The sequence below is a fragment of the Arthrobacter sp. lap29 genome, assembly GCF_032458965.1.
Lineage (GTDB): Bacteria > Actinomycetota > Actinomycetes > Actinomycetales > Micrococcaceae > Specibacter > Specibacter psychrochitiniphilus.
Map to the genome: position 1 here is coordinate 22,614 of NZ_JAUCEK010000011.1, position 23,586 is coordinate 46,199.

Sequence of the window (23,586 nt, forward strand, 5' to 3'; positions counted from 1 at the left end):
AATCAACGAGACATTGTTGCCCCGAGGGAACAAAATCGGGGCAACAAGTGTTGACTAGTATGGTTAAGGGCGCCGTTGGGGCGCCAGGTCCGGTCGAAACAGCCGTGCGTCGTGTCTTTATGTCAACCGTGAAGACGTGCGTCGACCCCTCACCGCAAGAAGTGACAGCCGGGCCCGTTTGAGTTTTTATGAAGGAGTTCCGTGTCCAATCATCCTATTCGGGTTGCCATCGTAGGCGTCGGCAACTGTGCCGCGTCCTTGGTGCAGGGTGTCCAGTACTACCAGAACGCTGATGCCAGTGTGAAGGTTCCGGGCCTGATGCACGTTGAGTTCGGCCAGTACCACGTCAATGACGTGCATTTCGTGGCAGCATTTGACGTTGACAGCAAAAAAGTCGGTCTGGATCTCTCTGAGGCCATTGGTGCCAGTGAGAACAACACCATCAAGATTGCCGATGTCCCCCACCTGGACGTTCCTGTCCTGCGCGGGACCACTCTTGATGGTCTGGGTAAGTACTACCGCGAAACGATCGTTGAATCTGACGCCGAAGCGGTTGACGTGGTGGCCGAGCTGAAGGCCTCCAAGGTTGACGTTTTGGTTTGCTACTTGCCGGTTGGCTCTGATGCTGCTGCCAAATTTTATGCACAGTGCGCCATTGACGCTGGCGTAGCTTTTGTCAATGCCCTGCCCGTGTTCATTGCAGGTACCAAGGAGTGGGCCGATAAGTTCACTGCAGCCGGTGTGCCGATTGTTGGCGATGACATCAAGTCCCAGATTGGTGCAACCATCACGCACCGTGTCATGGCTAAGCTCTTCGAAGACCGCGGCGTGGTTCTGGACCGCACCTACCAGCTCAACGTTGGCGGCAACATGGACTTCAAGAACATGCTTGAGCGTGAGCGCCTTGAGTCCAAGAAGATCTCCAAGACCCAAGCTGTCACCTCCAACACCTCAGCTGTGCTCAGTGAAGACGACGTCCACATTGGGCCGTCGGACTACGTGGCCTGGCTCGATGACCGCAAGTGGGCTTTTGTCCGTCTCGAAGGCCGCAACTTCGGTGACGCCCCGGTTTCGCTGGAGTACAAGCTTGAAGTGTGGGACTCTCCCAACTCGGCCGGTGTCATCATCGACGCCATCCGTGCAGCCAAGATCGCTCTGGACCGCGGCATTGGCGGACCGATCCTCTCGGCTTCGAGCTACTTCATGAAGTCCCCGCCGGAGCAGTACGCCGACGACATCGCCCACGAAAAGGTAGAAGCCTTCATCCGAGGCGAAATCTAGCCCCACTACCGACGCTATCTCACCTTTGGTGTGTTTTTTCTAGACGCTATCCCACCAATAGTTGGATAAAACAGAACGCTCTCTCATTGTGAGGGGGCGTTCTGTTTTGGGATCAGCTCAGGGTGTCTGTATGCCGCGTAGCTAGGCTTTGCGCTGGCCCGAGGAAAATCCGGATTCGATGGAGGGGTCAGTCCAAGCGGTCCGCAAAGCACGCTTGATAAGGACCGTTGCGGATTCAAACCCATCGGCCACATCCTCCTGTGTGAACACCAGGACTGTCCAACCAGCGTCTCTGAAAGCTCTGTCCCGCCGCCTGTCGCTGTGGCGCTGGACCTCATCAAGGTGATGGGCGCCGTCATACTGTAAGGCAATGCGACGATCACGATAGCCGGCATCGGCAGAGGGTGCGTCATCGCGGTCCCAGAGCTTGATCTGCAGATCGGGTTCGGGCAGTCCGGCGTTGATCATGGCCAACCGCAAAAGTGTTTCAGGGCCGGAATCGGAGCCCACCCGCACCAGCTCGAGTGCATCCCTTGCGCGGACAATTCCTTGCAAGTTTCGGTGCCTATCAAGTATGGCCCGCAAGGATGCAAGGGTGGCGTAGGGCTCCTCACGGTCCTCAAATATGGCTCGGGGAATGCGCACGAGCTGGTCGCCCATGCACACTAAATCCGCTAGCGAGAGCACCCGCGCCATGTCCAGCCAAGTGCGGGCTCGGGTGCTAAGGCGCAGTTCTCCGTCGAGCTCGGTTTCGTCAGGAAATGCCGTCATCTTGTGCGCATGGATGCCCCTGCGCCGAACCCCTGAAGTATGCCGTGGGCGGCTGATGTGCAGGTCGTTGGAGTCGCCAAGCCAGGGCGGCAAGATGAGCTGATGCAACCGTGCCGCCGTCGAATGGGAGATCCACGCGCCTGGCGAGGCTGCGCACAGGGCCCGTGCCGCTTCCTTCAACTCGAAATTCCAGCCAGCTGGACGGTAGATGCCGTAACTGACGCCTTCCACTTCCTTGCCGCGCAGCCGCTGCCGGGGCAGACCTCGGGACTGCGCCTCACCAACAGTGAATGGGCGCTCAGGGATGAGGGGTGCTGGTTGAGGCTCCATGAATATATTGTGGTCTTGAAACGGAACCTGCGTGCAAAGTTATCCACAGGCGCTCTCCCACTTCTGGTTGGCGAGTAAAAGATGCCAAACAGAAGTGGGAGAGCGTCCCGCTAAAACCACCCATTGGTGGGAGAGCGTCCAGGAGAAATGCACCATTGGTGGGATAGCGTCGGTGGGTGGAGGGTTAGGGGGCGAGCCATAGGGTGGTTTCTGCCGGGATTGTTCCCGCCGAAATTCCCGCGCCAGTAGCACCTTCATCCGCTACTACCGACTCGCCGGAACTGATCGCAACCCTGGCAAGCTCGACGCCGGGCGGCAACACTGCAGGCACCGCGGCAAAGTTGGTGAGCACCTCCCAGCCGTTGGGCCGGCGGTAGTGCACCACCTCTGATTCGGGTGCGCTGAGCCATTCCAGGCTCTCTTCGCACTGCAGCTCGCGCCGCAACTTCAGCGCGGCACGGTACATTTCCAGCGTGGAACCCGGCACACCGTCTTGGACGCTGGCTGCTAGCGCGCCGAACCCGGCCGGCTGTGGCAGCCACGGCGTGCCGCCGAAACCGAAGTTTTCCCCGGTGGGCGTCCACGGCAGCGGCACGCGGCAACCGTCGCGGCCCTTGACCTGGTGGCCCGTACGGAACCAGGTGGGGTCTTGCAACGAGTCATGCGGAAGGTCCGCCACCTCGAACAGTCCCAGTTCCTCACCCTGATACAGGTAGGCGGAGCCGGGCAGCCCCAGCATGAACAGCGTCGCGGCCCTGGCCCGGCGCAAACCGCGCGCCTGATCAGTAACGGGAGTGACGCCGTCGGCCATCAACCACGATTCCAGATCCGCCAGCGTGCTCTCATCCGGGAAGGCGTAGCGGGAAGCATGGCGGATGACGTCGTGGTTGGAGAACACCCAGGTGGAGGAGGCGCCGGAGGCCGCAGCCTCAACGAGGCACTTCTGCGCAATGGCACGGAACTCCACGCCATCAAAGTGCGCCTGCAACAGATCAAAGTTGAACGCCTGGCCCAACTCGCTGGGGCGCGCATACTTCAGGCGACGCTCCGTGAACGGCACCCAGGCCTCGGCCACGGCAGCCTTGGGCGGAGTGTATTCATTGAGAACGGTGCGCCAGCCTTCGAAGATTTCATGCACGGCGTCGCGGTCAAAGAGCGGATCAGAGCCGTCACTGACAAGGATTTCCAGCTCCGGTTTGGACCGTAACGGCAGTGACATATCCTTCGCCAGCCCGTGCGCCACGTCCACACGGAAGCCGTCCACGCCCCGGTCCGCCCAGAAACGCAAGGTGGTGTGGAAGTCCTCACGCACCTCCGGGTGGTCCCAGTTGAAATCGGGCTGCTCGGTGGCGAACAAGTGCAGGTACCACTGGCCCAGTTGGCCGGCATTGGGGCTGGCAGCCTCCACCACACGGGTCCAGGCGGGCCCGCCAAAGTGGGAAGGCCAGTCCGACGGCGGCAACTCACCGTTTTCTCCCAACCCGTCAAAGAACTGGTAGCGGGCGCGCTCTGGCGAGCCCGGCGCTGCGGCGAGGGCGTCTTTGAACCATCCGTGATGGTTGGAGGAATGGTTGGGGACCACATCTACTATGACCTTAATATTCGCGGCATGGGCCGCTGAGACCATGGCATCAAAGTCGTCCAAGGAGCCGAGCCGGGGATCGACGTTGCGGTAATCATCAACGTCATAGCCGCCATCGGCCAAGGCGGACGGGTAGAACGGGCTGAGCCAGATCGCGTCAATGCCCAATGCCGAAAGGTAGCCCATACGGGCGGTGACACCGGGCAGATCGCCCATGCCGTCACCGTTGTGATCGGAGAAGCTGCGCGGATAAATTTGGTACACCGCGGCTTGGCGCCACCAGTTGGCATCGGGGCTGAAGGGGGCGGCATCGGGTGAATTGGGAAAAGTCATTATTTGATGGATCCTCTCATGACGGACGGAGATGTCCCAGCGCTGGGAGAAAACGCAGATCAACAGCAACGGTGCCATATCCATGAGGGAGGAGGCAAAGGCTGGTGTGCTCCAAACCCCGAAGCTGCGGGAGGGTTGGGATGAGAGAGGTGTGAGGGGGAAGCTAGCAGCCTGGCGGGATGAGGTATTGGTACGTTAGTGCTAAATCGTAGCTTTGGATAGTCTGTGCGGCAGTGTTTTCCCAGCCGTACGCCTCGGCGAACACGGAGGCAGCCCGGCCCATGTCCGCCCGCGTACCGGGGAAGTCGTGAAGCGAGGCGATGGCATCGGCCCACAATTTCGGTGATCTGCCCTCAATAAGTAGCCCTGTGCGCCCATCGCTGACGGCTCGAGGCAGCCCGCCCACATTCGTAGCGATGACAGGGGTGCCACAGGCCTGGGCCTCCAACGCAACCAGGCCAAATGACTCGCTGGAGGAGGGGACCGCCACCACGTCCGCGCTGCGGTACCAATCGGCTAACTCGGCCGCCCCGACGGGAGGGTGGATGGCAGCAACACTGGAGAGTCCGGCGTCGTCAATCATGGTGGGAAGATCATACTTATCATGACCGCTGCGAGCACCCAAAAATGAGATCTGCAGTTCAATGTCCGGACGCTCAGCACGCAGGATGGCGGCCGCTTTGACCAGCACGTGCGGGCCCTTCAAACGCTGCATGCGTCCGGCGAAGACTACATGGAAGCGCTCGGGGGCAATCCCCAGTTCTTGGCGGGAACGGTCGCGGAAGGCTGGTTTGAAAACCTTTAAGTCCACGCCGGGGGACACAATGTCAATGCGCTGTTCACAGCCGTCGTAGTGGCGCTCAAGCTCGGCAGCTTCGGCCGTAGTATTGGCGACCAGGCGCGTGGCCGCAGCCACAATGTGCTGCTCACCGTCCTCACGGATGCCCGGTTCGGCGCTCTGGCCCGGGGGGAGGTAATGGTTCTTGACCCGTGCCATGGTGTGCATGGTATGAACCAGCGGCAGGTCCAGACGCTTGGCCACCAGGATCCCGGCCATTCCCGAAACCCAATAATGTGAATGGATGGCGTTGGTGGGCTCCCCCGGGAGGGAAGTGACATGATCGGCGACGGCGTCGGCCATCTCTGTGACCAGCTCCGGCAGAGTCTCCTTTGAGACGTTGGCGAACGGGCCGGCCGTGATGTGGTGAACGCTTACGTGCGGGGCCAGCATCACGGTATCCGGCTGTTCGGCCGTGGTGCGCCGAGTGTAAATATCCACGCTCACCCCTGCTGCTGCCAGCTGAAGCGCCAGATGCCGCACGTACACATTCATCCCGCCAGCGTCCCCGCCACCGGGCTGCTCCAGCGGGGAGGTGTGCAGGGATAGCATCGCGACGCGGCGAACCTGATGCATGTACTTCCTTCTGGCGTGTGTGGCGGATGTGGATACTGTACTCATCTTCCCACTGCCTGCGCGCGGTTCCTAGCGCCGTGTGCCGCCCGTGAGCTCCTTGGCTGAGAGAACGGCTGAAGGGCTGGTTCAGGGCCACACCTCCGACGCCGGGGAGTCACCGCATGCCCGCACCGCCCCTGCCCACTAAACCCGTGGCAACCAAGACCTCCTTGGCATTCCCAGTAGCATCCCAGCTGAGGATGGCAGCATCGAGGCATGAATGCTGCCCATGGTTTCTCCAATCACGTCCGACGTCCCCAACCGATCAGGCCCACGGCCGGTCAAGAATCGGTGTGGGGCTACCCTCGGCCGCCAAGGGTCGAACCGGTATCGGAGCGTGTTGTTGTGCGTCTTGGTGGTCAGGTGATTGCCGATACCACCGATGCTGTGCGTGTTCTGGAGACGAGCCATCCGCCCGTCTACTACTTGCCGCTGAAGGCGTTCCCGGACGGTGTGCTCCTTCCCGTTGAGGGCACCAGTTTTTGTGAGTTCAAGGGCGAGGCCCACTACTTTGACGTGGTCGCCGGCACATCCCGCGTTCCCCGTGCAGGGTGGACCTACCCGGAGCCCGCTCCGGGCTACGAGGCTCTGTGTACCCGCGTGGCCCTCTACCCCAGTCATATGGATTCCTGCGAGGTAAACGGTGAACAGGTCACCTTCCAAGAAGGAGACTTCTACGGAGGCTGGATCACCCCGCAGATAGTTGGTCCGTTCAAGGGCGGGCCAGGCACCTCCGGCTGGTGAGCTCTTTCTAGAGTTTGCCCCAGACTGACGCGCGTGCGCAGCGGGCCCGGCAGTGTGGCCCAGCGTGTGGGTGCAAGGGGGGCTAAAATGGGTGGGTGAGCTCATCCGTTGTGCCAGTTCCCGCACCGAATCACGGTCTGGAACGGCAAGCCATCATTGACCTGTCCGCGATCGCCAACAATATTCGTCACCTGCGTCAGGCCTGCGCACCGGCCCAATTCATGGCGGTGGTCAAGGCCGACGCCTACGGACACGGCGCCCTCCAAGTGGCCCGCACAGCAGTGGCTGCTGGGGTGCAGTGGCTGGGCACGGCCCACGTTTCAGAGGCGCTGGCACTGCGTGCCGCCGGCTTGACCGTGCCGATTTTGGCTTGGTTGCATACCCCTGACACGGATTTCGCGGCCGCTATTGCACAAAACATTGATCTGGGCTGCTCCGGCTGGGAACTGGAACACATTGTTAGCGCAGCCCGCACGTTGGGGCGGCCCGCACGGATTCACCTAAAGATTGACACGGGTCTGGGCCGTAACGGCAGCACGTTGGCGAACTGGCCGGGATTTGTTGGCGCGGCCATGGCATACCAAGCTGAGGGAGTGCTGCGCGTGGTGGGCGTGTTCAGCCATCTGGCCGTTGCCGATGAACCCGCACGCCCCGAAACGGATCAGCAACTTCAATGCTTTTGCACCGCCATTGCCATTTTGGAAGCTGCTGGTGCGCAGCTTGAGGTGCGCCACATCGCCAATACTGCGGCCACTCTCTCCCGCCCCGACACACACTTCGATCTGGTCAGGGTGGGTCTGGGCGTGTACGGACTCTCCCCGTTCCCGGACCGCACCTCCGCGCAACTGGGGTTGGAACCGGCCATGACGCTGGCCACCCAGATCGCCTCGTGCAAGGACGTCCCTGCCGGGCAAGGAATCTCCTACGGACTGAATTACGTCACGGCGGAGCCCACCACCTTGGGCCTTATTCCACTGGGCTACGCCGATGGCATCCCCCGGATCGCCACAGGTGGGCCGGTCCGGGTCAACGGGGTGACCTACCCCGTGGTGGGGCGCATTGCCATGGACCAAATGGTTATCGATCTGGGTCCGGGTGCTCGGGACCGCTTCGCCGAGGCGTCAGTTCCGGGCTCTTTACTCGGAGCTACTGCCGAGCTTTTTGGCAACGGGAACGGTGGCGGACCTCTGGTTGAGCAGTGGGCGGCAGCAGCCGGGACCATCAACTACGAGCTCATTACCCGTATCAGTCCGCGCGTGCCACGGCGCTATGTGGGCGGGGCGGATGAGACTGCAGCCGGAGAGATCGCTACAGCCAGCATCGCCGAGTCAGGGGCGGGCCTGTGAATGCCTGGGAATTTCTCACCAGCGGGCCCGAACAAACCCAGCTACTGGCCGCACACCTTGCCAAACTGTTAAAGGCCGGTGATTTGATCATCCTCAGCGGCGAACTCGGAGCAGGGAAAACCACGTTTACCCAAGGCCTGGGCCGCAGTCTGGGCGTGCGGGAAGGCATCATTTCACCCACCTTCGTCCTGGTACGCATCCACCCGAACCGGCCCGACGGTCACAACCCCGGCGGTCCGGACTTGGTCCACGTGGACGCGTACCGTCTGGCCACGCCGGGCGAGATCGATGACATTGACTTGGAACGGACCATGGATGACTCTGTAACCGTAGTTGAATGGGGGGTGGATAGGGTGGAGCACCTCGCAGCCAGCCGGCTAGAAATTGAACTCGTGCGTGCAGTGGGCGGGGATACGGCTGCTGCATCCGGAATACCGGAAACGTTGGATGCCGACGACGCCAGCGTGGACCTTGATGCGCTGTTCGCCGGCAGTTTCGATGCCGACGAGGACGACGACGAACCCCGCACCTTGCGCTTGAGCGCCATCGGGCCGCGCTGGGAAGGCATTGACTTCTCCGTGCTCGGCCAGCCCATGACCACAACAGAATAGATGAGAACTACGTGCGAATTCTGACCATTGACACCTCGGCCATTGCCAGCGCCGCCCTCCTCGACTTTGACCCGCAGGACCCGGTCAAGACAGCGGAGTTAGTGGCGAACTTTGCCACGGTTGACACCCGCAGCCAGGCCGAGGAACTGGCGCCCGGGGTGAAGTCCCTGTTCACCGACCCTGTCGGCGAAGGCCCCGCCCTGGACGCGATCATTGTGGGCACGGGGCCTGGCCCCTTCACCGGGCTGCGCTCCGGCATCGCCATGGCCCGCACGCTCAGCTTCACCTGGGGCGTGCCGCTGCACGGGATGATGAGCCTTGACGCGCTGGCTCAGCAAGTTTTTGACACGCCCAAGAAGGACAGCGCCGGACGCGCGCTGGGCCCGTTGGCGATGGGTGATTTTGTCATCGCCACGGATGCCCGGCGCAAGGAAGTGTATTGGGCCAAGTACAGTGCCGGTGCTCATTTGCTGGACGGTCCGCATGTGGGGCCGGCCGCCGATATTTTCGGCGTGCCCGTGTTTGGTGCCGGAGCCGGGCTCTATGAGGAGGTCCTGGTTGGCAACCGCTGCACCGTCCATGCGCCCCTCGCCCACGCCCAGCCCACAGCGCTGGAACTGGGCCGGGCCGCTATCCGCAAGATCACCGCCGCCGGTTCGCTGGAGGGTGCGGGCCTGCTCGATTCCACCCCGCTCTACCTGCGCGAATCCGACGCCAAGGTTCCCGGCCCCCGGAAACGGGCACTGTGATGAGGAAAAATACCGGCTCGGATCCGGACAGTTCCCCGGCCGTTCTGCGGGACATGGTGGCTACCGATATTGACGCCATCACGGCCTTGGACAAGATGCTGTTCGGGGTGGATTCCTGGCCGCGGGAGATGTTTGTGGCGGAACTTTCCCAGCCAGAAACCCGGCGGTACATCATCGCGGAGCTGCCATCCGGGGCCGTGCCTGGGGAAAAAATGCGGGCCGCCGGTTATGCCGGGCTGATGTGTGTGCCGCCCATTGGCGATATCCAAACCATCGGGGTGTTGGCCGAATATGAGGGGCGTGGCATTGCACGGGCCATGCTGGATGAGCTGATTGCTGAGGCCGTTCGCCGTGGTGCAGAGGACATTATGCTGGAGGTCAGCTCCACCAACCCGCGCGCCCAAAAGCTGTACGCCCGCTACGGCTTTGAACACATTCACACGCGGCGCAAGTACTACCGTGACGGCTCGGACGGGCTGATTATGCGCCTGCAACTGGCTTCCGGGCACACCGAAAAAACTACTGAGAAGGACCTGTCATGAACCAGGCCAACCCGCTGATCCTGGGTATTGAATCCTCCTGTGACGAGACCGGCGTGGGCCTGGTGCGTGGCACGGAACTGCTCACCAACACGGTCTCCTCCTCGATGGATGAGCACGTGCGCTTTGGTGGGGTCATCCCGGAGATCGCCTCCCGCGCACATCTGGACGCCTTTGTTCCTACCTTGGCTGCGGCCCTTTCCGATGCCGGGGTCACCCTCGAGGAGGTGGACGCGATCGCCGTCACGACCGGGCCCGGCCTGGCCGGTGCGCTCATGGTGGGCGTCAGTGCGGCGAAGGCACTGGCCCTGGCCACCGGCAAACCGCTGTACGCCATCAACCATCTGGTGGCGCATGTGGGTGTGGGCCTGCTGGATAAATCCATCGCAGCCCAGTACGACGGCGGGGCCTTGCCGGAGAATCTTGGCGCCCTTTTGGTTTCCGGCGGACATACCGAGATCCTGCGGGTGCGCAGCATCGCCTCCGATGTGCAACTGCTCGGTGCCACCATTGATGACGCCGCCGGGGAGGCTTTTGATAAGGTGGCCCGGCTGTTGGGGCTGAGCTACCCGGGCGGGCCAGCCATTGATAAGTTGGCGCGGGAAGGCAACGCGAAAGCGATTCGTTTCCCACGCGGGCTGACCATGCCCAAATACATGGGCACGGCGGAGGCTCCAGGCCCGCATCGCTACGACTTTTCCTTCTCTGGCCTCAAGACGGCCGTTGCCCGCTGTGTTGAGGGCTACGAAGCCCGCGGGGAGGAAGTGCCAGTGGCTGACATTGCGGCATCGTTCCAGGAAGCTGTGCTGGATGTCATTACCGCCAAGGCCGTGCTGGCCTGCAGGGAACAGGGCGTCACCACCTTGTTGTTGGGTGGTGGAGTGGCCGCAAATTCGCGGCTTCGCGAACTCGCAGGGCAGCGCTGCTTAGCCGCAGGCATCACCCTACTGGTGCCTTCATTGTCACTGTGTACCGACAACGGGGCCATGGTTGCGGCCCTCGGCGCGCAACTGGTCATGAACGGGGTGGCCCCGAGCGATCTAGCCTTCGCTACCGATTCCTCCTTGCCAGTAACCACCATCAGCCTCTAGCCACTGGCTCTAGCCTCTAGCCGTACGGTGCTGGTGAAGTGTTCGCTGCCGGATCACGCGGTAGAGGGCGCCCACCGCAAACATGGCCAGACCCGCCATCACCGCCTGGACAGGCAGTGTAGCAACCAGCAAAACGCAGGCACCGGCTCCTAGTAACTGCAGGAATCGGGGGTAGCGGCGGTCCGTCCCCGTCTGGGTGAATGCTGCCAGATTTGCCACAAGGTAGTACAGCAGCACGCCAAAGGATGAGAAGGCAATGGCGCCGCGCAGATCCGCCACAGCAATGATCACCACCACTGCTACACCCAAGGCCAGCTCGGCGCGGTGTGGCACCTGAAACTTCGGATGCACTGCTGACAACCAGCGCGGCAAGTCATCCTCGCGCGCCATCGCCATAGTCGTGCGGCCCACACCGGCAATCAGCGCCAGCAGCGCACCCAAGGATGCCAATGCGGCACCCACCTGCACCACGGGGGCCGCCCATCCCCAGCTTCCGGCGGCCACGGCGGCGGCCAGCGGCGCGGAGGTGCCGGCCACGCCGTCGGGCCCCAAAGCTACAAGAAGCGTGATTCCAAGGCAGGCGTAAATTGCGGCAGCGATGGCCAGGGAGATCAGGATGGCACGGGGAATAGTGCGCCGAGGGTCCCTGACTTCCTCCCCAAGAGTGGCAATCCGGGCGTATCCGGCAAAGGCGAAGAACAACAGCCCAGCCGATTGCAAAATGCCATACCAGCCGTGAGCCAGTAGTCCGCTGCCGGCCAGGCCTTCGCTGGACAGCAGCCCGGCACCGCCCTCACCCAAGCCTGTCCACACCGCAGCCACGGCAATGGCCAAGGCCAACAGCACCGTCACCACAATTATTCGGGCCAGCGCCGCGGTACGGGTGATGCCCCGGTAATTCACCGCCACCAACAGGGCCACGGCGGCCATCGCCACCGGACGCTCCCAGCCCGGCGGAGCGGCGTAGGCGGCAAACGTCATGGCCATGGCTGCACTGCTGGCGGTCTTGCCGATCACGAACCCCCAGCCAGCCAGAAAACCGGGCCACGGACCCAGCAGTTTGCGCCCGTACATGTAGGTGCCGCCAGAGGTGGGATAGGTGGCGGCCAGTTGAGCTGATGAGGTGGCATTGCAATAGGCAACGCCAGCGGCCACTGCGAGTCCAATCAGCAGCCCAGAGCCGGCGGCCTGAGCTGCCGGTGTGAAGGCGGCGAAGACCCCTGCACCCATCATCGAACCCAGCCCAATCACCACTGCGTCCATGGTGCCCAGCCTGCGTGAGAGCCCCGGGGTGCCGCTCATATGCTTGATTCCCTTCGTAGCCCAAATACGTCAACTCTGAAGGCTAGTCCACCTGAATGAACAGCGGATGAACGCTCGGTTGGTTTCTAACCGAGCGTTGTGTTTTTAACCCCCGAATGTAACCGAGCGTTGGGGGTGTGTGTGGTTGGGTTAGTGGGCGGCCGGGAGCGAGAGTTCAAAAGTGGTTCCCTGCGGGCCCGTTGAGGTGACCTCAATGGAACCACCCGCAGCGCTGGCAATCTCCCGGACCAGCGCCAACCCCAACCCAAAGCTGCGCCGCCCACCTTCTAACGGGGTGCTGCTGTGGGCGAAGCGGTCAAACACCCGTTCCGGTTCGATCCCGGTGATCCCGGTGCCGGTGTCAGAAACGGTGAGCACCACGGTGCGCCCCTGCCAGCTGGTGTCCACGGTGATGGTTCCGCCCTCCGGAGTATGATTCATGGCGTTCTCGACCAGCCCAAGGACAGCCCGGCGCAAACTGTTGGGTGCGATGCGGACCAGGGGAGCGCCGTCGTACCGGGCTTGAATCTGCGGGGCTTGATCCCGTGTGGACGGATTATGGATGGATTGGAGGCGGATGCTCCGGGCAGCGGCCAGATCCTGCAGGCTGGCCACCACCGCCTCCACCTCAGGGACAATATCCAAGGGTTCGCCCTGCTCATCTGCTTCTGCCGTGGCGGCGAGCAGCAGCTCCTGGACCGTGGCTGAGAGCGCGGCCGTATCCTGACGTACCTGCGCCAGCAGCCGGGCCGCGTCGCTGCCCGCATCTACCTTGGCCTCTGCCAGCTGGATGCGGGCGTCGAGAATTGTCAGGGGCGTACGCAACTCGTGGCTGGCATCCTGGACAAAATGGCGCTGCAGTTCCAGGGCGCGGCCCAACGGGCGAATAGCGCTGCGGGCGCTCAACCAGCCAATGGCCCCCGCTGCCACAATCCCGGCAACCCCCGCGACGGCCATGGCCTGAAGCATGTCGTCGGTTTCCACGTAGACCCGCGTGGCAGTGTCGGCGGCATGGAAATCCGGGTGATCGGAAAGATAAAGCATGAACAGTGCCGCGGCAACCATGACGGCCACCACCAAGAGTGCAATGGCGGCGGCAATGCGCAGACCCACCGTCACGGCGGCGCGGCGCAGCTGGGGCGAATCGGCAGCGGAAAGGGCTGATGGTGGGCGCAGGCGGCGGCGCCGCACGGAGAGTCTCATGTGCCCTCGCCAATCTGATAACCCAGGCCGTGAACGGTGCGGACCGCGGACTTGGAGACCTTCTTGCGCAGGTAGTGCACGTAGGTGTCGATGACGCTTTGGGAATCGTCGGGATGGAACAGCTCCGCCAACAATTCCTGGCGGGTAAATACCTTATCCGGGTTGCCAGCCAGCAGGGCAAGGAAGTCACTTTCCTTGCCGCTGAGTCCCACCACCTCGCCGTAGCTTGAACGCAAGGAACGGGTAGCGGGATCGAAAAGCCAGTCACCCACGGCCAACTGCCCGGTGGAGGGCGCGAAGCTGCGGGTCACGGCACGCAGCCGCGCCCGGAGCTCACCGGCGTCAAAGGGTTTGCTCATGTAGTCGTTAGCTCCGGCGTCGAGCCCTGCTATTTTCTCCACCGTGCTGCCCCGCGCCGTCAAAATGATGGCCGGGGTGCCCACCCCTTTGCTGCGCAGCGCAGCCACCAGATCAATTCCATCCATACCAGGCAGCCCCCGGTCAACGACCATGGCGTCCCAGTGCCCGGTGAGGGCCAGATGGAGACCTCGCTGCCCGTCGGCGGCGATGTGGACGTGGTACTCCTGGGCTAGCAGTTCGGCGATCAGCGGGCCCAGAACTGGGTCATCTTCCACCAGCAGGAGCCGGGGCAATTCTTCCATGTCCATACTGGATGTTATCCGTTGGTGGGGGTTTCCGGCAGGGCATCCTCCAGGGGCCCTGCTACTTCGGTGCTGGCTACAGCGGTGCCTGCTGCCTTGCGTGCAGCGTGGCGCTTGGCCAGCATGCTGATGGCGGCGGGCAGCACCGAGGCCAGGACTAGGGCAATGGCGATGACGTCAATGTTCCGGGCAATGATCTCGTAGTGGCCAAGCCACGTGCCAAGTAAAGTGATGGACCCGGCCCAGCCCACGGCACCGGCGATGTTCCACAGAGTAAATTTCCGGTAGTTGTAATTCGCCACCCCTGCCACCAGTGGGGCGTAGGTCCGGACCACGGGCACAAAACGGGCCAGAACAATGGCCCAGCCGCCACGTTTGGCAAAGAACTCTTCCGTCTCCGCCAGATACTTGCTTTTGAGGATGCGGGCGTCATCCTTGAACCAGCGCCGCCCAAACTTGCGCCCCAGCATGTAGCCCACTTGGTCTCCAGCCACGGCCGCAAGCACCACCACGCCTATCAGAACAGGCAAGGACAAATTGAGCTGCTGATGCAGCAGGCCCGCGGTGAAGAGCAGTGAGTCTCCTGGCAGGAAGGGGAACAGCAGCCCTGATTCAATGAAAACCATCAAGGCTACGACGGCGAGCGTGGCCGGGCCCAACCCAGCCAGCAGTGAGGCCGGATCCATAACGGAGAATAGCCCAGTGGGATGCAGGCCTTGGGGGAGCGCGCCATGAAAGAGCGAAACGGCTAGCGGCAATGACAACAAAATAGTGCCTCGATCAGGAGTTCGGGCGGGTGGAATGCGGGGAAGCTGCTGAATTAACAGTAGACCCGGGAACAAGCCGCGGCAGGAACCGGTTCCAGATCCCTACGAACAGCAGCACGCCGGCGCTCGCAGCAAGGAATGATGCGAGCACATCTGTGGGGTAGTGGACACCCACGTATATCCGTGACCAAGCCACCACCAGGGGAACAAGAACAGCGCATAGTGCAGCCACACGCGCCCACAGGGTTCGCGACCAAGGGCTTCGCAGCAGGAGGAAAAAGAACGCCCACGCTAGTCCGACTGCCAGCGCTACGTGCCCGCTGGGGAAGCTGTTGGATCCGGTTTCCGGTGCCAAAGGATCAAAAAGCAGGGCGGGGTTTGGCCGTTGCCGTTCAATTATGACCTTGAAAAACTGGCTCGAAAGCCACCCTGAGGCAGCCACACCTCCAAAGGCAAGGGCATCGATGGGGGCTCGGCGCACCAGTAACAGGAGCAAACAAACCAGTGCGATTATCAGCACTCCGCCAACCGGCGAAAACGCTATATTCAGGATCATGGCGACGGCGGTGAGGAAGCCCGTGTGGCTGCGGCTCAGCTCCTGATCGATCCCGAACTCTTCCGAGCTAAAACTGGGAGTGGCAACGACGAAGAAGCCCAAGGCGAGTACGGAAACTGAGAGGAACAGCACCCACAATCCCCACAGGCGCGGCTGCGGCAGTATGGCCAGATACGTACGGGGCGTGAGCCAGACACTGACTCGTTCTGGGCTCATCCCGACTGAACGTCCTGTCATGGCAATCTACGGTTCATAGCGGATAGAAGCATACTTCTATTCTTGTCCGTGGGTTCCAAGAATTTACTAAGAACCGGCCCACCACCAAGACGCTCTCCCACCTCCGGGGCGTTAACCACAGACGCTATCGCAGCAATGGCTGGAATTTCGCGAACGATATCGCAATCCCCTGATGAGGAGTGCGATAAGGTTCGGCAAAAGTTGACCGTTGCTGCGATAGCGTCGTGAAATACGGCCCATAGATGGGAGAGCGTCTGGAGGGCGGGCGGCTAGGGCTGCGTGAACTTCAACACCAGGGTCCGCGACTCTGGGCGAAGGGCGAACTCCGGCCACACATCAGGACCGCAAGCACGCGAACCGAGCCCGTGCTGGGCGGCGTCCAAGTACAGATGACTGTGGGTCTGGGCCGGGAGTTCATGCGGGTGGTTGGCAGCAGCAATTTGCTGGGCTGTGTGCCGTGAGAGTGTGAACCCTGGCAGCCGTCCTGCGGAGTCGGGCTCGGCATCAATGCGCAGCCACGGAGTCCCGTTGCGCGAAAGTTCAAGCCAGCGCACGTCGCTGTGATGCCCGGTTTCCTGCGGGCGGGCGTACGGGACGTTGAGCTCTTCCAAGCTGCCGCTGTGCCGGCCCACCACTGTGGCCTGCATGCTGTCAGGGTAGGATTCGCGTGGGCCAGCACCAAACCAGGTGGCGCCGTCCACGTCCGCCGGCAGATCCAACCGGACACCAATGCGTGGCCACACCGTGTCCCAGCCAGCGCTGGGGGTGATATCCAGACGCAGCCACAGCTCATCCCCGCAACGCTGCCAGTTCTCCTCCACGGCCACATTGTTGAAACCGTCGGCGGCCGCATAGCGGGTGCGCACGCGAACCCCGTCTGGCAGGGCAGAGACGTTCTCCACCCGCCGGGTCAACCTGTCCAAACCGGCCTGCAACCACACCGTCTCAGACGATGGCGCCGGCACGCCCCGGCCGCTATTAAGCCACGGATCCTCCGGGCCGTAGATGCCAAAACCTGCACCCTTGTCATTGTCCGTGGGTGCCCTGAAAAGCTCGAGACGGGGACCGGCAACACCCAGGCCTGCCAGCGCAACGAGAGAGCCGGACTGGAACGTTGCAGCACCCACAGTGACGGGAGCCGTGCCAGCCACGGGGTTGGTGGGGCGGGGCGCGCGCGAGGGGCTCTGGCGTGCTGAAAGATCCAGCTGGGTTGCCGAGAGCGAGTGCCCGGCGGGTGCCCATTCGGTAGCCTCTGCCAGCACCGCCTCCACGGTCAGCCAGCTTTCCCCGTGCGGTGCGGGCGCCGCGGCGAGCGTAAAGGTGGCAGATTCCCCGGCGATCAGCGGGCCGTTGGCGCCGTCCGCAGCCAATTCACCGGAGCCGGCCAGAACGCCGTCGTGCTCCACCCGCCAGCGCAGTACGATATCCGCCGCATCCGCTGTGTGCCGCAGGTTCGCCACCGTCAGCACCGGAACCCCGCCATCCGGGGCCCCGCCGGAAAACACAAGGGAGAGCCGGATGGGGGAGACGATCTGCTTGTATTCGTACAATGCGGGGGTGGGTGTGGAATCGGAGAGGATCATGCCGTCCATGACGAAGTTCCCGTCATGGATCACCTCGCCGAAATCGCCTCCGTAGGCGTAAAACTCAGTGCCAGTGCCAGTGCCAGTGCCAGTGCCAGTTTTGGTTTTGGTGCGGATGCCGTGATCGCGCCACTCCCACACGAAACCACCGTGCAGGCGTGGGTATTTATCCACGAGCGCCTCATACTGGTCCATGGCGCCCGGGCCGTTGCCCATGGCGTGGACGTACTCGCACAGCAGGAATGGCTTGGTGCGTTGCCGGGCCGATTCCACGGCGTTGCAGCCCAGCAGCAGTGCGTTGGAATCGTTGCTGCCAATGGAATCCGTTTCCGGGATGGAGGAGTACATGCGCGAGTACACATCCGTGTAAGCGCCGGTGTAGTCACCTTCGTAGTGGACCGGACGGGAGGCGTCACGGGCGTGCGTCCAGGCCGCCATGGCTGCCAGGTTCGCGCCCGTGCCGGATTCGTTGCCCAGGGACCACATGATGATGGAGGGGTGGTTTTTGTCCCGCTCCACGGTGCGCTCCATCCGGTCCACAAACGCATCACGCCAGGCGGGGACGTCGCTGGGATTTTCCACCCAGTTGTTGGCATGGAAGCCGTGAGTTTCCAGATCACATTCCAGGATCACCCAGAAACCCATCTCGTCCGCCAAATCCAGCAGGCGCGGGTGCGGCGGGTAGTGGCTGGTGCGGATCGCGTTGACGTTGAAACGCTTCATCAGGGCCAGGTCTTCGCGGGCATCGGCTTCATTAAACACGCGGCCGCGGTCAGGGTGAGTCTCGTGGCGGTTCATGCCATGGAACACCACGCGGCGCCCGTTCACCAGGAATTGATCGCCCACAATCTCCACGGTCCGGAACCCCAGTGAGAGCTCAATGCTTTCCGCCGCGCTGGACACCGTTGCCCCATAGAGTGTGGGTACTTCCGCAGACCACGGGTTCACGTTCTCCACGGTGAGAGGCACGACGTCGGAGGGTGACTCCCAGCGCACCTCCAATCCCAGCTCGGGCACCGTGAGCGTTACAGGGTAGGCGTCCGGATCTGCTGTGATCTCTGCCGTGATTGTGCCGGTGCCGGTGCCGGTGCCGGTGCCGGCGGCTGGGATGGCGGCTCCTGTTGTGGAGGACGCTGAGCCGCAGTGCCAGTCAGTGCGCAGCCACACATCGGTGAGCCCGCCAGCGGGACGGGCCTGCAGGCTCACGTCACGGAAGATCCCCGGCATCCACCACTGATCCTGGTCCTCCAAATAGCTGGCGGCGGACCACTGGTGCACGCGGACCACCAGCACGTTGGTGCCGGGGCGCACTGCGGCGGTGACGTCGAACTCCTGGGCGAGCCGGCTGCCCGAGCCCACCCCAATTTCCTGCCCGTTCACCCACACCTTGTACCGCGATTCCACGCCGTCAAAGCGCAAGGAAAGTGCCGCCGTCGTACTTTCACACCAGGCAGAGGGGACCTCGAAGCGCCGGCGGTAGTCTCCGGTGGGGTTGGCGTCGGGGACGTGGGGCGGGTCGATGGGGAAGGGGTATTGGACGTTGGTGTAGATGGGCAGGCCGTATTTGCCCTCGTGGCCAAGCACCCAGTGGGAGGGGACTGCCATGGTGTCCCAGGCGGCGTCGTCATACGATTCGCCGGCCATACCTTCCACGGTTTCGCCACTGGGCAGGGCGGATGCGCCGGGAGTTCCGGGAGCCGCGGCCAGGAGGCGGAAACGCCAGTCCCCGTTCAGGGACAGGGTGGGTGCGTCGCTGTGCAGCCAGGAACGGGCGGGCACGCGCAGCCCGGTGCCGGGGCCCTGATCGGTGATGTAGGAGACGTCGGCCGCGGCCGTGGGGGTGAGGGTCATGAGTTTACTGATCCTTTGCTAAGGCCGCCGTGCCCAAAACGCTGCAGGGCCATCGTGGCAAGGAAAGTGATGGGCAGCGGCCGGATGGGGATTGAAGAAAAGCTACCACAAATATTGAGTGCTCACTCGAATTTCGTTGCAGGCGGGTAAAAACGTGCACTAGGCTGACTCATCATGACCACAAACCCAGTTGTAAAGTCCGCCAAACGTGGTCCTTATGCCAAGTCGAAACAGCGCAAAGAGAGCATCGTCAAGGCGGCCCATGAGGTTTTTGCCGCACATGGTTACCGGGGCGGATCCCTCCAGGATGTCGCCGACAAAGTGGGTATGAGCCAGACCAGCCTGCTGCATTACTTCCCGGCCAAGAGCGATCTACTGCTGGCGGTTCTGGACTGGCGGGACCGCATTTCGGGGTCGGGGTCCGGGCAGGGGTCCGTGTCGGTGCCCGGCTCGGGCTCCACAGAAGGGTTGGGTGAGGCGCGTGAGCCCGAAGAGGCACTGGTGGACGCCGTGATTCGCCAGGCCAGTTTCAATGAAACCATCCCCGGCGTCATTGAGCTGTATACGGTCCTGTGCGCAGAGTCCCTCACAGAAAACCACCCGGGGCTTCGCTATTTCACGGAGCGTTACGAGAGGTTGCGCGGGGGCTATGCCCGAAAGTTCTCAGTGCTCGCAGGACAGGGGCGGCTACGGGACGGCGTGGACCCGGCGCGGGCGGCGGCGAATCTTATTGCGCTCTGGGACGGCATCCAGACCCAATGGCTGATGGCGCCCGAAAGCATAGACATGGCGGCCTGCCTGCGCGACTACCTGCAGTTGGTGGTCGTGCCGGAAGGCTAACCTCTAGCCCGGACGCTCTGTCACCTTTGGGGCATTATTCCCGGACGCTAGCGCAACAATGGCTGAGTTTTTTGCGATCGCTATCCCAAATCGCGGTCAGGGCCGGGATAGCGTTCGTGAAAAGGGCACCAATGGTGGGATAGCGTCCTTAGTTGCGGGCCATCTCTGCGACGAGTTCACGCACCACAGCGCGCAACTCCCCGCCATTGGCAGCCGCAACGCGGCGCTGACGCTGGTAGCTGGCACCACCGGAAATGATTTTTTCAACGCTGGCCAGCTCATCGGCACAACCCAACTTCGCCGCCACCGGCTCCAGCTTGTTCAGCAACTCAACCAGGTTTTCGGTGACAAGCTGTTCTTTGCCTGCAGCGTCCAAAATGATGATGGCGTCCATGCCATACCGGGCGGCTCGCCACTTGTTTTCTTGAATGTGCCACGGCGGCATGGTGGGGATGGTACCGCCGTCGTTCAAGGTATTTGAAAAGTCCTCCACCAGGCACTGGGTCAGGGCCGCCACGGCGCCGATTTCTTCCAGTGTGGACATGCCGTCGCAAATACGCATTTCAATGGTGCCCAGGCCGGCAACGGGGCGGATATCCCAGCGGATTTCATTCATGGCATCGATGACACCGGTGGTGAACATGTCCTGGACGTAGGATTCGTACGCCTCCCAATTGGGGAACTGGAAGGGCAAGCCAGCCGTGGGAAGCTGCTGGAACATCAGCGCGCGCTGCGAGGCGTAGCCGGTGTCTTCTCCGCTCCAATACGGCGAGGATGCGGACAGCGCTTGGAAGTGCGGGAAATAGTTGACCAGCCCATCCAGAACCGGCATGGCCTTGGAAACATGATCCAGGCCCACGTGCACATGTACGCCGTAAATGAGCATTTGACTGCCCCACCACTGTGTCCTGTCAACAAGCTTCGCGTAGCGTTCCTTGTCGGTGACTGCTTGGGTGCGTGGATTACTGAACGGGTGCGTGCCGGAGCTAAGTAACTCCAGCCCCAGCGGGTCCGCTGCTGCGCGCAAGATGTTCAGGTTACGGCGCAAGTCCTCGGTTCCCTCAGCAACTGTGTGGCAAACGCCTGTGACCAACTCAACAGTGTTCTGCAGCATCTCACCCTTGATGTGAGGATGTTCGCCATTGCGCCAGACGTCGGGATCGGCGGCCAAGATGTTGGCAAAGACGTCATCTGCACGGGCTGTTAGTTCGCCGGATGTGGCATCAACCAACGCTATTTCCCATTCCAGGCCCAATGTGGACTGCTCTGACTTGGCGAAATCAATCTTCACTGCGGCGCCCCCTTGGCACTGATGGAGTTCTCATGCAATTCGGCAAGGGTGCCTGCTGCCTTCTGATTGTAGTTCAGGATTTACGCCACAATGGGAACATGCCCATCCTGAACAAAGATATGACCTTGTGCATTTCGCTCGCCGCCACGCCCAGCAACATTGGCACCCGCTTCCACAACTACCTCTACGAGGCTCTGGGGTTGAACTTTATTTACAAGGCGTTCGCCCCCACTGATCTTGCTCAGGCCATTGCTGGCATTCGCGGGCTTGGCATTCGGGGTGCTGCGGTGTCCATGCCGTACAAGGAAGATGTTATTGCGCTCATTGACGTCATGGATGCCTCTGCCGCAGCCATTGATTCTGTTAATACCATCGTGAATTCCGGGGGTGTCCTGACCGCCTACAACACCGACTACCTGGCCATTGCGCGGCTGCTGGAGAGCCGGGCAATCGATCCCGCGAGCACTGTTTTGTTGCAAGGTTCAGGAGGCATGGCTAAGGCTGTAGCTGCTGCCCTGTACGACGCCGGATTTGCTCACGTCAGCATTGTGGCCCGCAACGAAGTCCGTGGCCAAGCGCTTGCCGCGCTGTACGGTTTTGCCTGGTTGCCGGAGGTGGGGGACGCCACGGCGGGGATGCTGATCAACGTCACGCCCCTGGGTATGGCGGGTGCGCAGGAGTCGGTGCAATCCTTTGCGGACGCGGCGGTGAGAGCCGCGCAGGTGGTGTTCGACGTCGTCGCGCTTCCCGCCGAAACGCCGCTCATTAGGGCAGCTCGAGCGGCGGGCAAGCAGGTCATGACCGGAGCCGAGGTCATTGCCATCCAAGCGGAAGAGCAGTTCGTGCTGTACACGGGGGTTCGTCCCAGTCCGGAACTGGTCCGGGAAGCCTCGGAGTTTTCCCGCAGCTAATCCTCGCTCTGCGAGAGGGTTGGGCTACAACGCGCCATTTCTGAGGGAGCGTTGGCGAAAAACGGCCCGAATGTAACCGAGCGTTGGTGTTAGGCGGGGAGGTCGTGGGGTTCAACCACCACGGCAACCCTGTCGTCCCCAATACGGGTCAGTACCAGTGTGGCCTTATGGGGACCCTTGCCAGAACCTGTCAGCAGTTGGCGGCGCAGTTCCTCGGGAGTGACAGAAACTCCGCGCTTTTTGATATCCAAGACACCGATCCGCTTGGCTTTCACCCAGGCTTTGAGCGCCTTCACATTGAACGGCTTGACCTCAAGAACCTTGTATCGGCGGGCAAACGGGGTGTTGAGCGGTGTATCAGAGGACAGGTAAGCGATGTGTTCATCAAGGAGATGGGCGTCCATGCTCCGTGCCAGATCGGCTACGAGTCCGGCACGGATCACGGCACCATCTGGCTCATATAAGTAAGCGCTAATGGGGCCAATCTCCACGTTCTGGCCTGCGGGATCAAATTTCACGGCGCTTGTCAGTTCCGCGCTGCCGTTCTTGCCAATCACGAGGGCGCTGCGGCAAACACCGGGGCGGGCCAGCTGGTTGAAGTAGAGCCCGGCCTCCACCACGTCGCCATTGAGCGAAATCCATTGAGCCTCGGCCGTGTTGGGAATGGCCTCATGCGGGATACCGGGCCCCATCTTCACACCAACGGCCAGCCCCCGGTCTGCCAGCGACTCCACAAAGGACAAGGGCGGGGAAAAAGCTTCCGGATCAAAAAGTCGGGTAGTACCAGAGGTGCTGGTGGTGCGCCGGGCAGGGTCCAGCCATACGCCTTCCACACCGGCAAGGGACACATCCTCAGCGCGCCCGCACACCACTGTGGCGTGCGGGAACGGCATGAGGTTGATGGTGGCGCAGGCTGTTGTGACCTCGTCCATTTCCACTGCAGTGACCTTGATGTCCAGGCTTGCCATAGCGAGCGAATCGGCTCCCAAACCGCAGCCCAGATCGGCCACGGAGGTGATGCCCGCAGCCGTAAATCTCTGCGCATGCAGCGCTGCGATGCTCAGCCGGGTGGCCTGCTCCAGGCCAGCCTGGGTGAACAGCATTTGGTGTGCGAACTCGCCAAACTTTGCCTCGGCCTTGGCCCGCAGCCGGGCTTGGGTAAGAGCTGCTGCGACCAACTCGGGGGAGTGCCCGGCCTTGCGCAGTGACTCGTTGAGTTTGAGGGAATCTGACTCGCGGTAAGGGCCCAAGGAGGATAAAAGCTCCCACCCTTCAACGGTGAGCAGGGGGGAGATCGCATCGGGAGCCATGCGTTAAGCCTAACCGCCAGCGCGAACAGGGACGTCCTCCAGAATTAAGCCACAACAAAGTTGCGTAATTGACTAAGCGTGGACTAACTTCGATGGTGCGGGGATTGGTGAGCGGGGCGAGTTACGCCTCAAGGCGCCACCTCAGATAGCAAAAGTCACTGTCCTGAAGGGCATTTTGCTCGATGTGATGGAGATCATAACTTAGGCAAGGCTTAACTAACTAAGGGTAGGCTACGCTAACTT

At 62.1% G+C, this 23,586-nt stretch carries 20 protein-coding genes; 9 read left to right on the forward strand and 11 right to left on the reverse strand.

Annotated elements, in window-relative coordinates; all coding sequences use genetic code 11:
- The first annotated feature begins 201 nt into the window (after positions 1-201).
- Positions 202-1,281 (forward strand): inositol-3-phosphate synthase, encoded by a 1,080-nt coding sequence (locus tag RY113_RS16450; RefSeq protein WP_110105589.1) that lies wholly within the window; start codon positions 202-204, stop codon positions 1,279-1,281.
- A gap of 141 nt (positions 1,282-1,422) precedes the next feature.
- On the opposite strand, the gene RY113_RS16455 is transcribed toward RY113_RS16450, so the two are convergent.
- From RY113_RS16455 to mshA, 3 genes are all read right to left on the reverse strand, one after another.
- Positions 1,423-2,382: a DUF559 domain-containing protein gene (locus tag RY113_RS16455; RefSeq protein WP_315915459.1), complete on the reverse strand. Its 960-nt coding sequence runs from the start codon at positions 2,380-2,382 to the stop codon at positions 1,423-1,425.
- 184 nt (positions 2,383-2,566) lie between these two features.
- On the reverse strand, positions 2,567-4,297 hold the full coding sequence (locus tag RY113_RS16460) for a glycoside hydrolase family 13 protein (protein WP_315915460.1): 1,731 nt from the start codon (positions 4,295-4,297) through the stop codon (positions 2,567-2,569).
- A gap of 163 nt (positions 4,298-4,460) precedes the next feature.
- A complete protein-coding gene (gene mshA / locus RY113_RS16465) occupies positions 4,461-5,711 on the reverse strand; it encodes a D-inositol-3-phosphate glycosyltransferase (RefSeq protein ID WP_315915461.1) in 1,251 nt (416 codons plus the stop codon).
- Positions 5,712-5,966: 255 nt separating this feature from the next.
- On the opposite strand from mshA, the gene RY113_RS16470 reads away from it, so the two are divergent.
- The 6 genes from RY113_RS16470 to tsaD all read left to right on the forward strand — a co-directional run bounded on the left by RY113_RS16470 (position 5,967) and on the right by tsaD (position 10,830).
- On the forward strand, positions 5,967-6,494 hold the full coding sequence (locus RY113_RS16470; RefSeq protein WP_315915462.1) for a DUF427 domain-containing protein: 528 nt from the start codon (positions 5,967-5,969) through the stop codon (positions 6,492-6,494).
- Between the two features lie 95 nt (positions 6,495-6,589).
- Positions 6,590-7,840, forward strand: coding sequence for an alanine racemase (alr, locus tag RY113_RS16475; protein ID WP_315915463.1), 1,251 nt, complete (start codon positions 6,590-6,592; stop codon positions 7,838-7,840).
- Positions 7,837-8,451, forward strand: a complete 615-nt coding sequence (tsaE, locus tag RY113_RS16480; protein ID WP_315915464.1) for a tRNA (adenosine(37)-N6)-threonylcarbamoyltransferase complex ATPase subunit type 1 TsaE — start codon at positions 7,837-7,839, stop codon at positions 8,449-8,451. The genes alr and tsaE overlap by 4 nt, the downstream gene beginning before the upstream one ends.
- An 11-nt stretch (positions 8,452-8,462) precedes the next feature.
- Complete coding sequence (gene tsaB, locus RY113_RS16485; RefSeq protein WP_315915465.1) at positions 8,463-9,200, forward strand: tRNA (adenosine(37)-N6)-threonylcarbamoyltransferase complex dimerization subunit type 1 TsaB; 738 nt, start codon at positions 8,463-8,465, stop codon at positions 9,198-9,200.
- Positions 9,200-9,742 (forward strand): ribosomal protein S18-alanine N-acetyltransferase, encoded by a 543-nt coding sequence (gene rimI, locus RY113_RS16490; RefSeq protein ID WP_110105596.1) that lies wholly within the window; start codon positions 9,200-9,202, stop codon positions 9,740-9,742. The genes tsaB and rimI overlap by 1 nt, the downstream gene beginning before the upstream one ends.
- On the forward strand, positions 9,739-10,830 hold the full coding sequence (tsaD, locus tag RY113_RS16495) for a tRNA (adenosine(37)-N6)-threonylcarbamoyltransferase complex transferase subunit TsaD (protein ID WP_110105597.1): 1,092 nt from the start codon (positions 9,739-9,741) through the stop codon (positions 10,828-10,830). The genes rimI and tsaD overlap by 4 nt, the downstream gene beginning before the upstream one ends.
- A 9-nt stretch (positions 10,831-10,839) precedes the next feature.
- On the opposite strand, the gene RY113_RS16500 is transcribed toward tsaD, so the two are convergent.
- From RY113_RS16500 to RY113_RS16525, 6 genes are all read right to left on the reverse strand, one after another.
- Positions 10,840-12,132, reverse strand: coding sequence for an APC family permease (locus tag RY113_RS16500; protein ID WP_315915466.1), 1,293 nt, complete (start codon positions 12,130-12,132; stop codon positions 10,840-10,842).
- Between the two features lie 150 nt (positions 12,133-12,282).
- The gene (locus RY113_RS16505) at positions 12,283-13,335 is read right to left on the reverse strand and encodes a HAMP domain-containing sensor histidine kinase (RefSeq protein ID WP_315915467.1); all 1,053 of its coding nucleotides are present in this window, start codon (positions 13,333-13,335) and stop codon (positions 12,283-12,285) included.
- A complete protein-coding gene (locus RY113_RS16510) occupies positions 13,332-13,997 on the reverse strand; it encodes a response regulator transcription factor (protein ID WP_245932097.1) in 666 nt (221 codons plus the stop codon). The genes RY113_RS16505 and RY113_RS16510 overlap by 4 nt, the downstream gene beginning before the upstream one ends.
- A gap of 14 nt (positions 13,998-14,011) precedes the next feature.
- The gene (locus tag RY113_RS16515) at positions 14,012-14,761 is read right to left on the reverse strand and encodes a VTT domain-containing protein (RefSeq protein WP_315915468.1); all 750 of its coding nucleotides are present in this window, start codon (positions 14,759-14,761) and stop codon (positions 14,012-14,014) included.
- 16 nt (positions 14,762-14,777) lie between these two features.
- Positions 14,778-15,536: a phosphatase PAP2 family protein gene (locus RY113_RS16520; RefSeq protein ID WP_315915469.1), complete on the reverse strand. Its 759-nt coding sequence runs from the start codon at positions 15,534-15,536 to the stop codon at positions 14,778-14,780.
- A gap of 290 nt (positions 15,537-15,826) precedes the next feature.
- Entirely contained in the window at positions 15,827-18,991 is a 3,165-nt protein-coding gene (locus tag RY113_RS16525; RefSeq protein ID WP_315915470.1) for a glycoside hydrolase family 2 TIM barrel-domain containing protein, read from the reverse strand.
- 174 nt (positions 18,992-19,165) lie between these two features.
- Here RY113_RS16525 and RY113_RS16530 point away from each other — a divergent pair, with 174 nt between their 5' ends.
- Positions 19,166-19,831, forward strand: a complete 666-nt coding sequence (locus RY113_RS16530) for a TetR/AcrR family transcriptional regulator (protein ID WP_315915471.1) — start codon at positions 19,166-19,168, stop codon at positions 19,829-19,831.
- Between the two features lie 148 nt (positions 19,832-19,979).
- Here RY113_RS16530 and RY113_RS16535 read toward each other — a convergent pair whose 3' ends face one another.
- Positions 19,980-21,122: a glutamate--cysteine ligase gene (locus RY113_RS16535; protein WP_110105604.1), complete on the reverse strand. Its 1,143-nt coding sequence runs from the start codon at positions 21,120-21,122 to the stop codon at positions 19,980-19,982.
- Positions 21,123-21,220: 98 nt separating this feature from the next.
- Between RY113_RS16535 and RY113_RS16540 the strand changes: the two genes are divergently transcribed.
- A complete protein-coding gene (locus RY113_RS16540) occupies positions 21,221-22,033 on the forward strand; it encodes a shikimate 5-dehydrogenase (RefSeq protein ID WP_315915473.1) in 813 nt (270 codons plus the stop codon).
- Between the two features lie 89 nt (positions 22,034-22,122).
- On the opposite strand, the gene RY113_RS16545 is transcribed toward RY113_RS16540, so the two are convergent.
- On the reverse strand, positions 22,123-23,343 hold the full coding sequence (locus RY113_RS16545; protein WP_110105605.1) for a THUMP-like domain-containing protein: 1,221 nt from the start codon (positions 23,341-23,343) through the stop codon (positions 22,123-22,125).
- Positions 23,344-23,586: the final 243 nt, after the last annotated feature.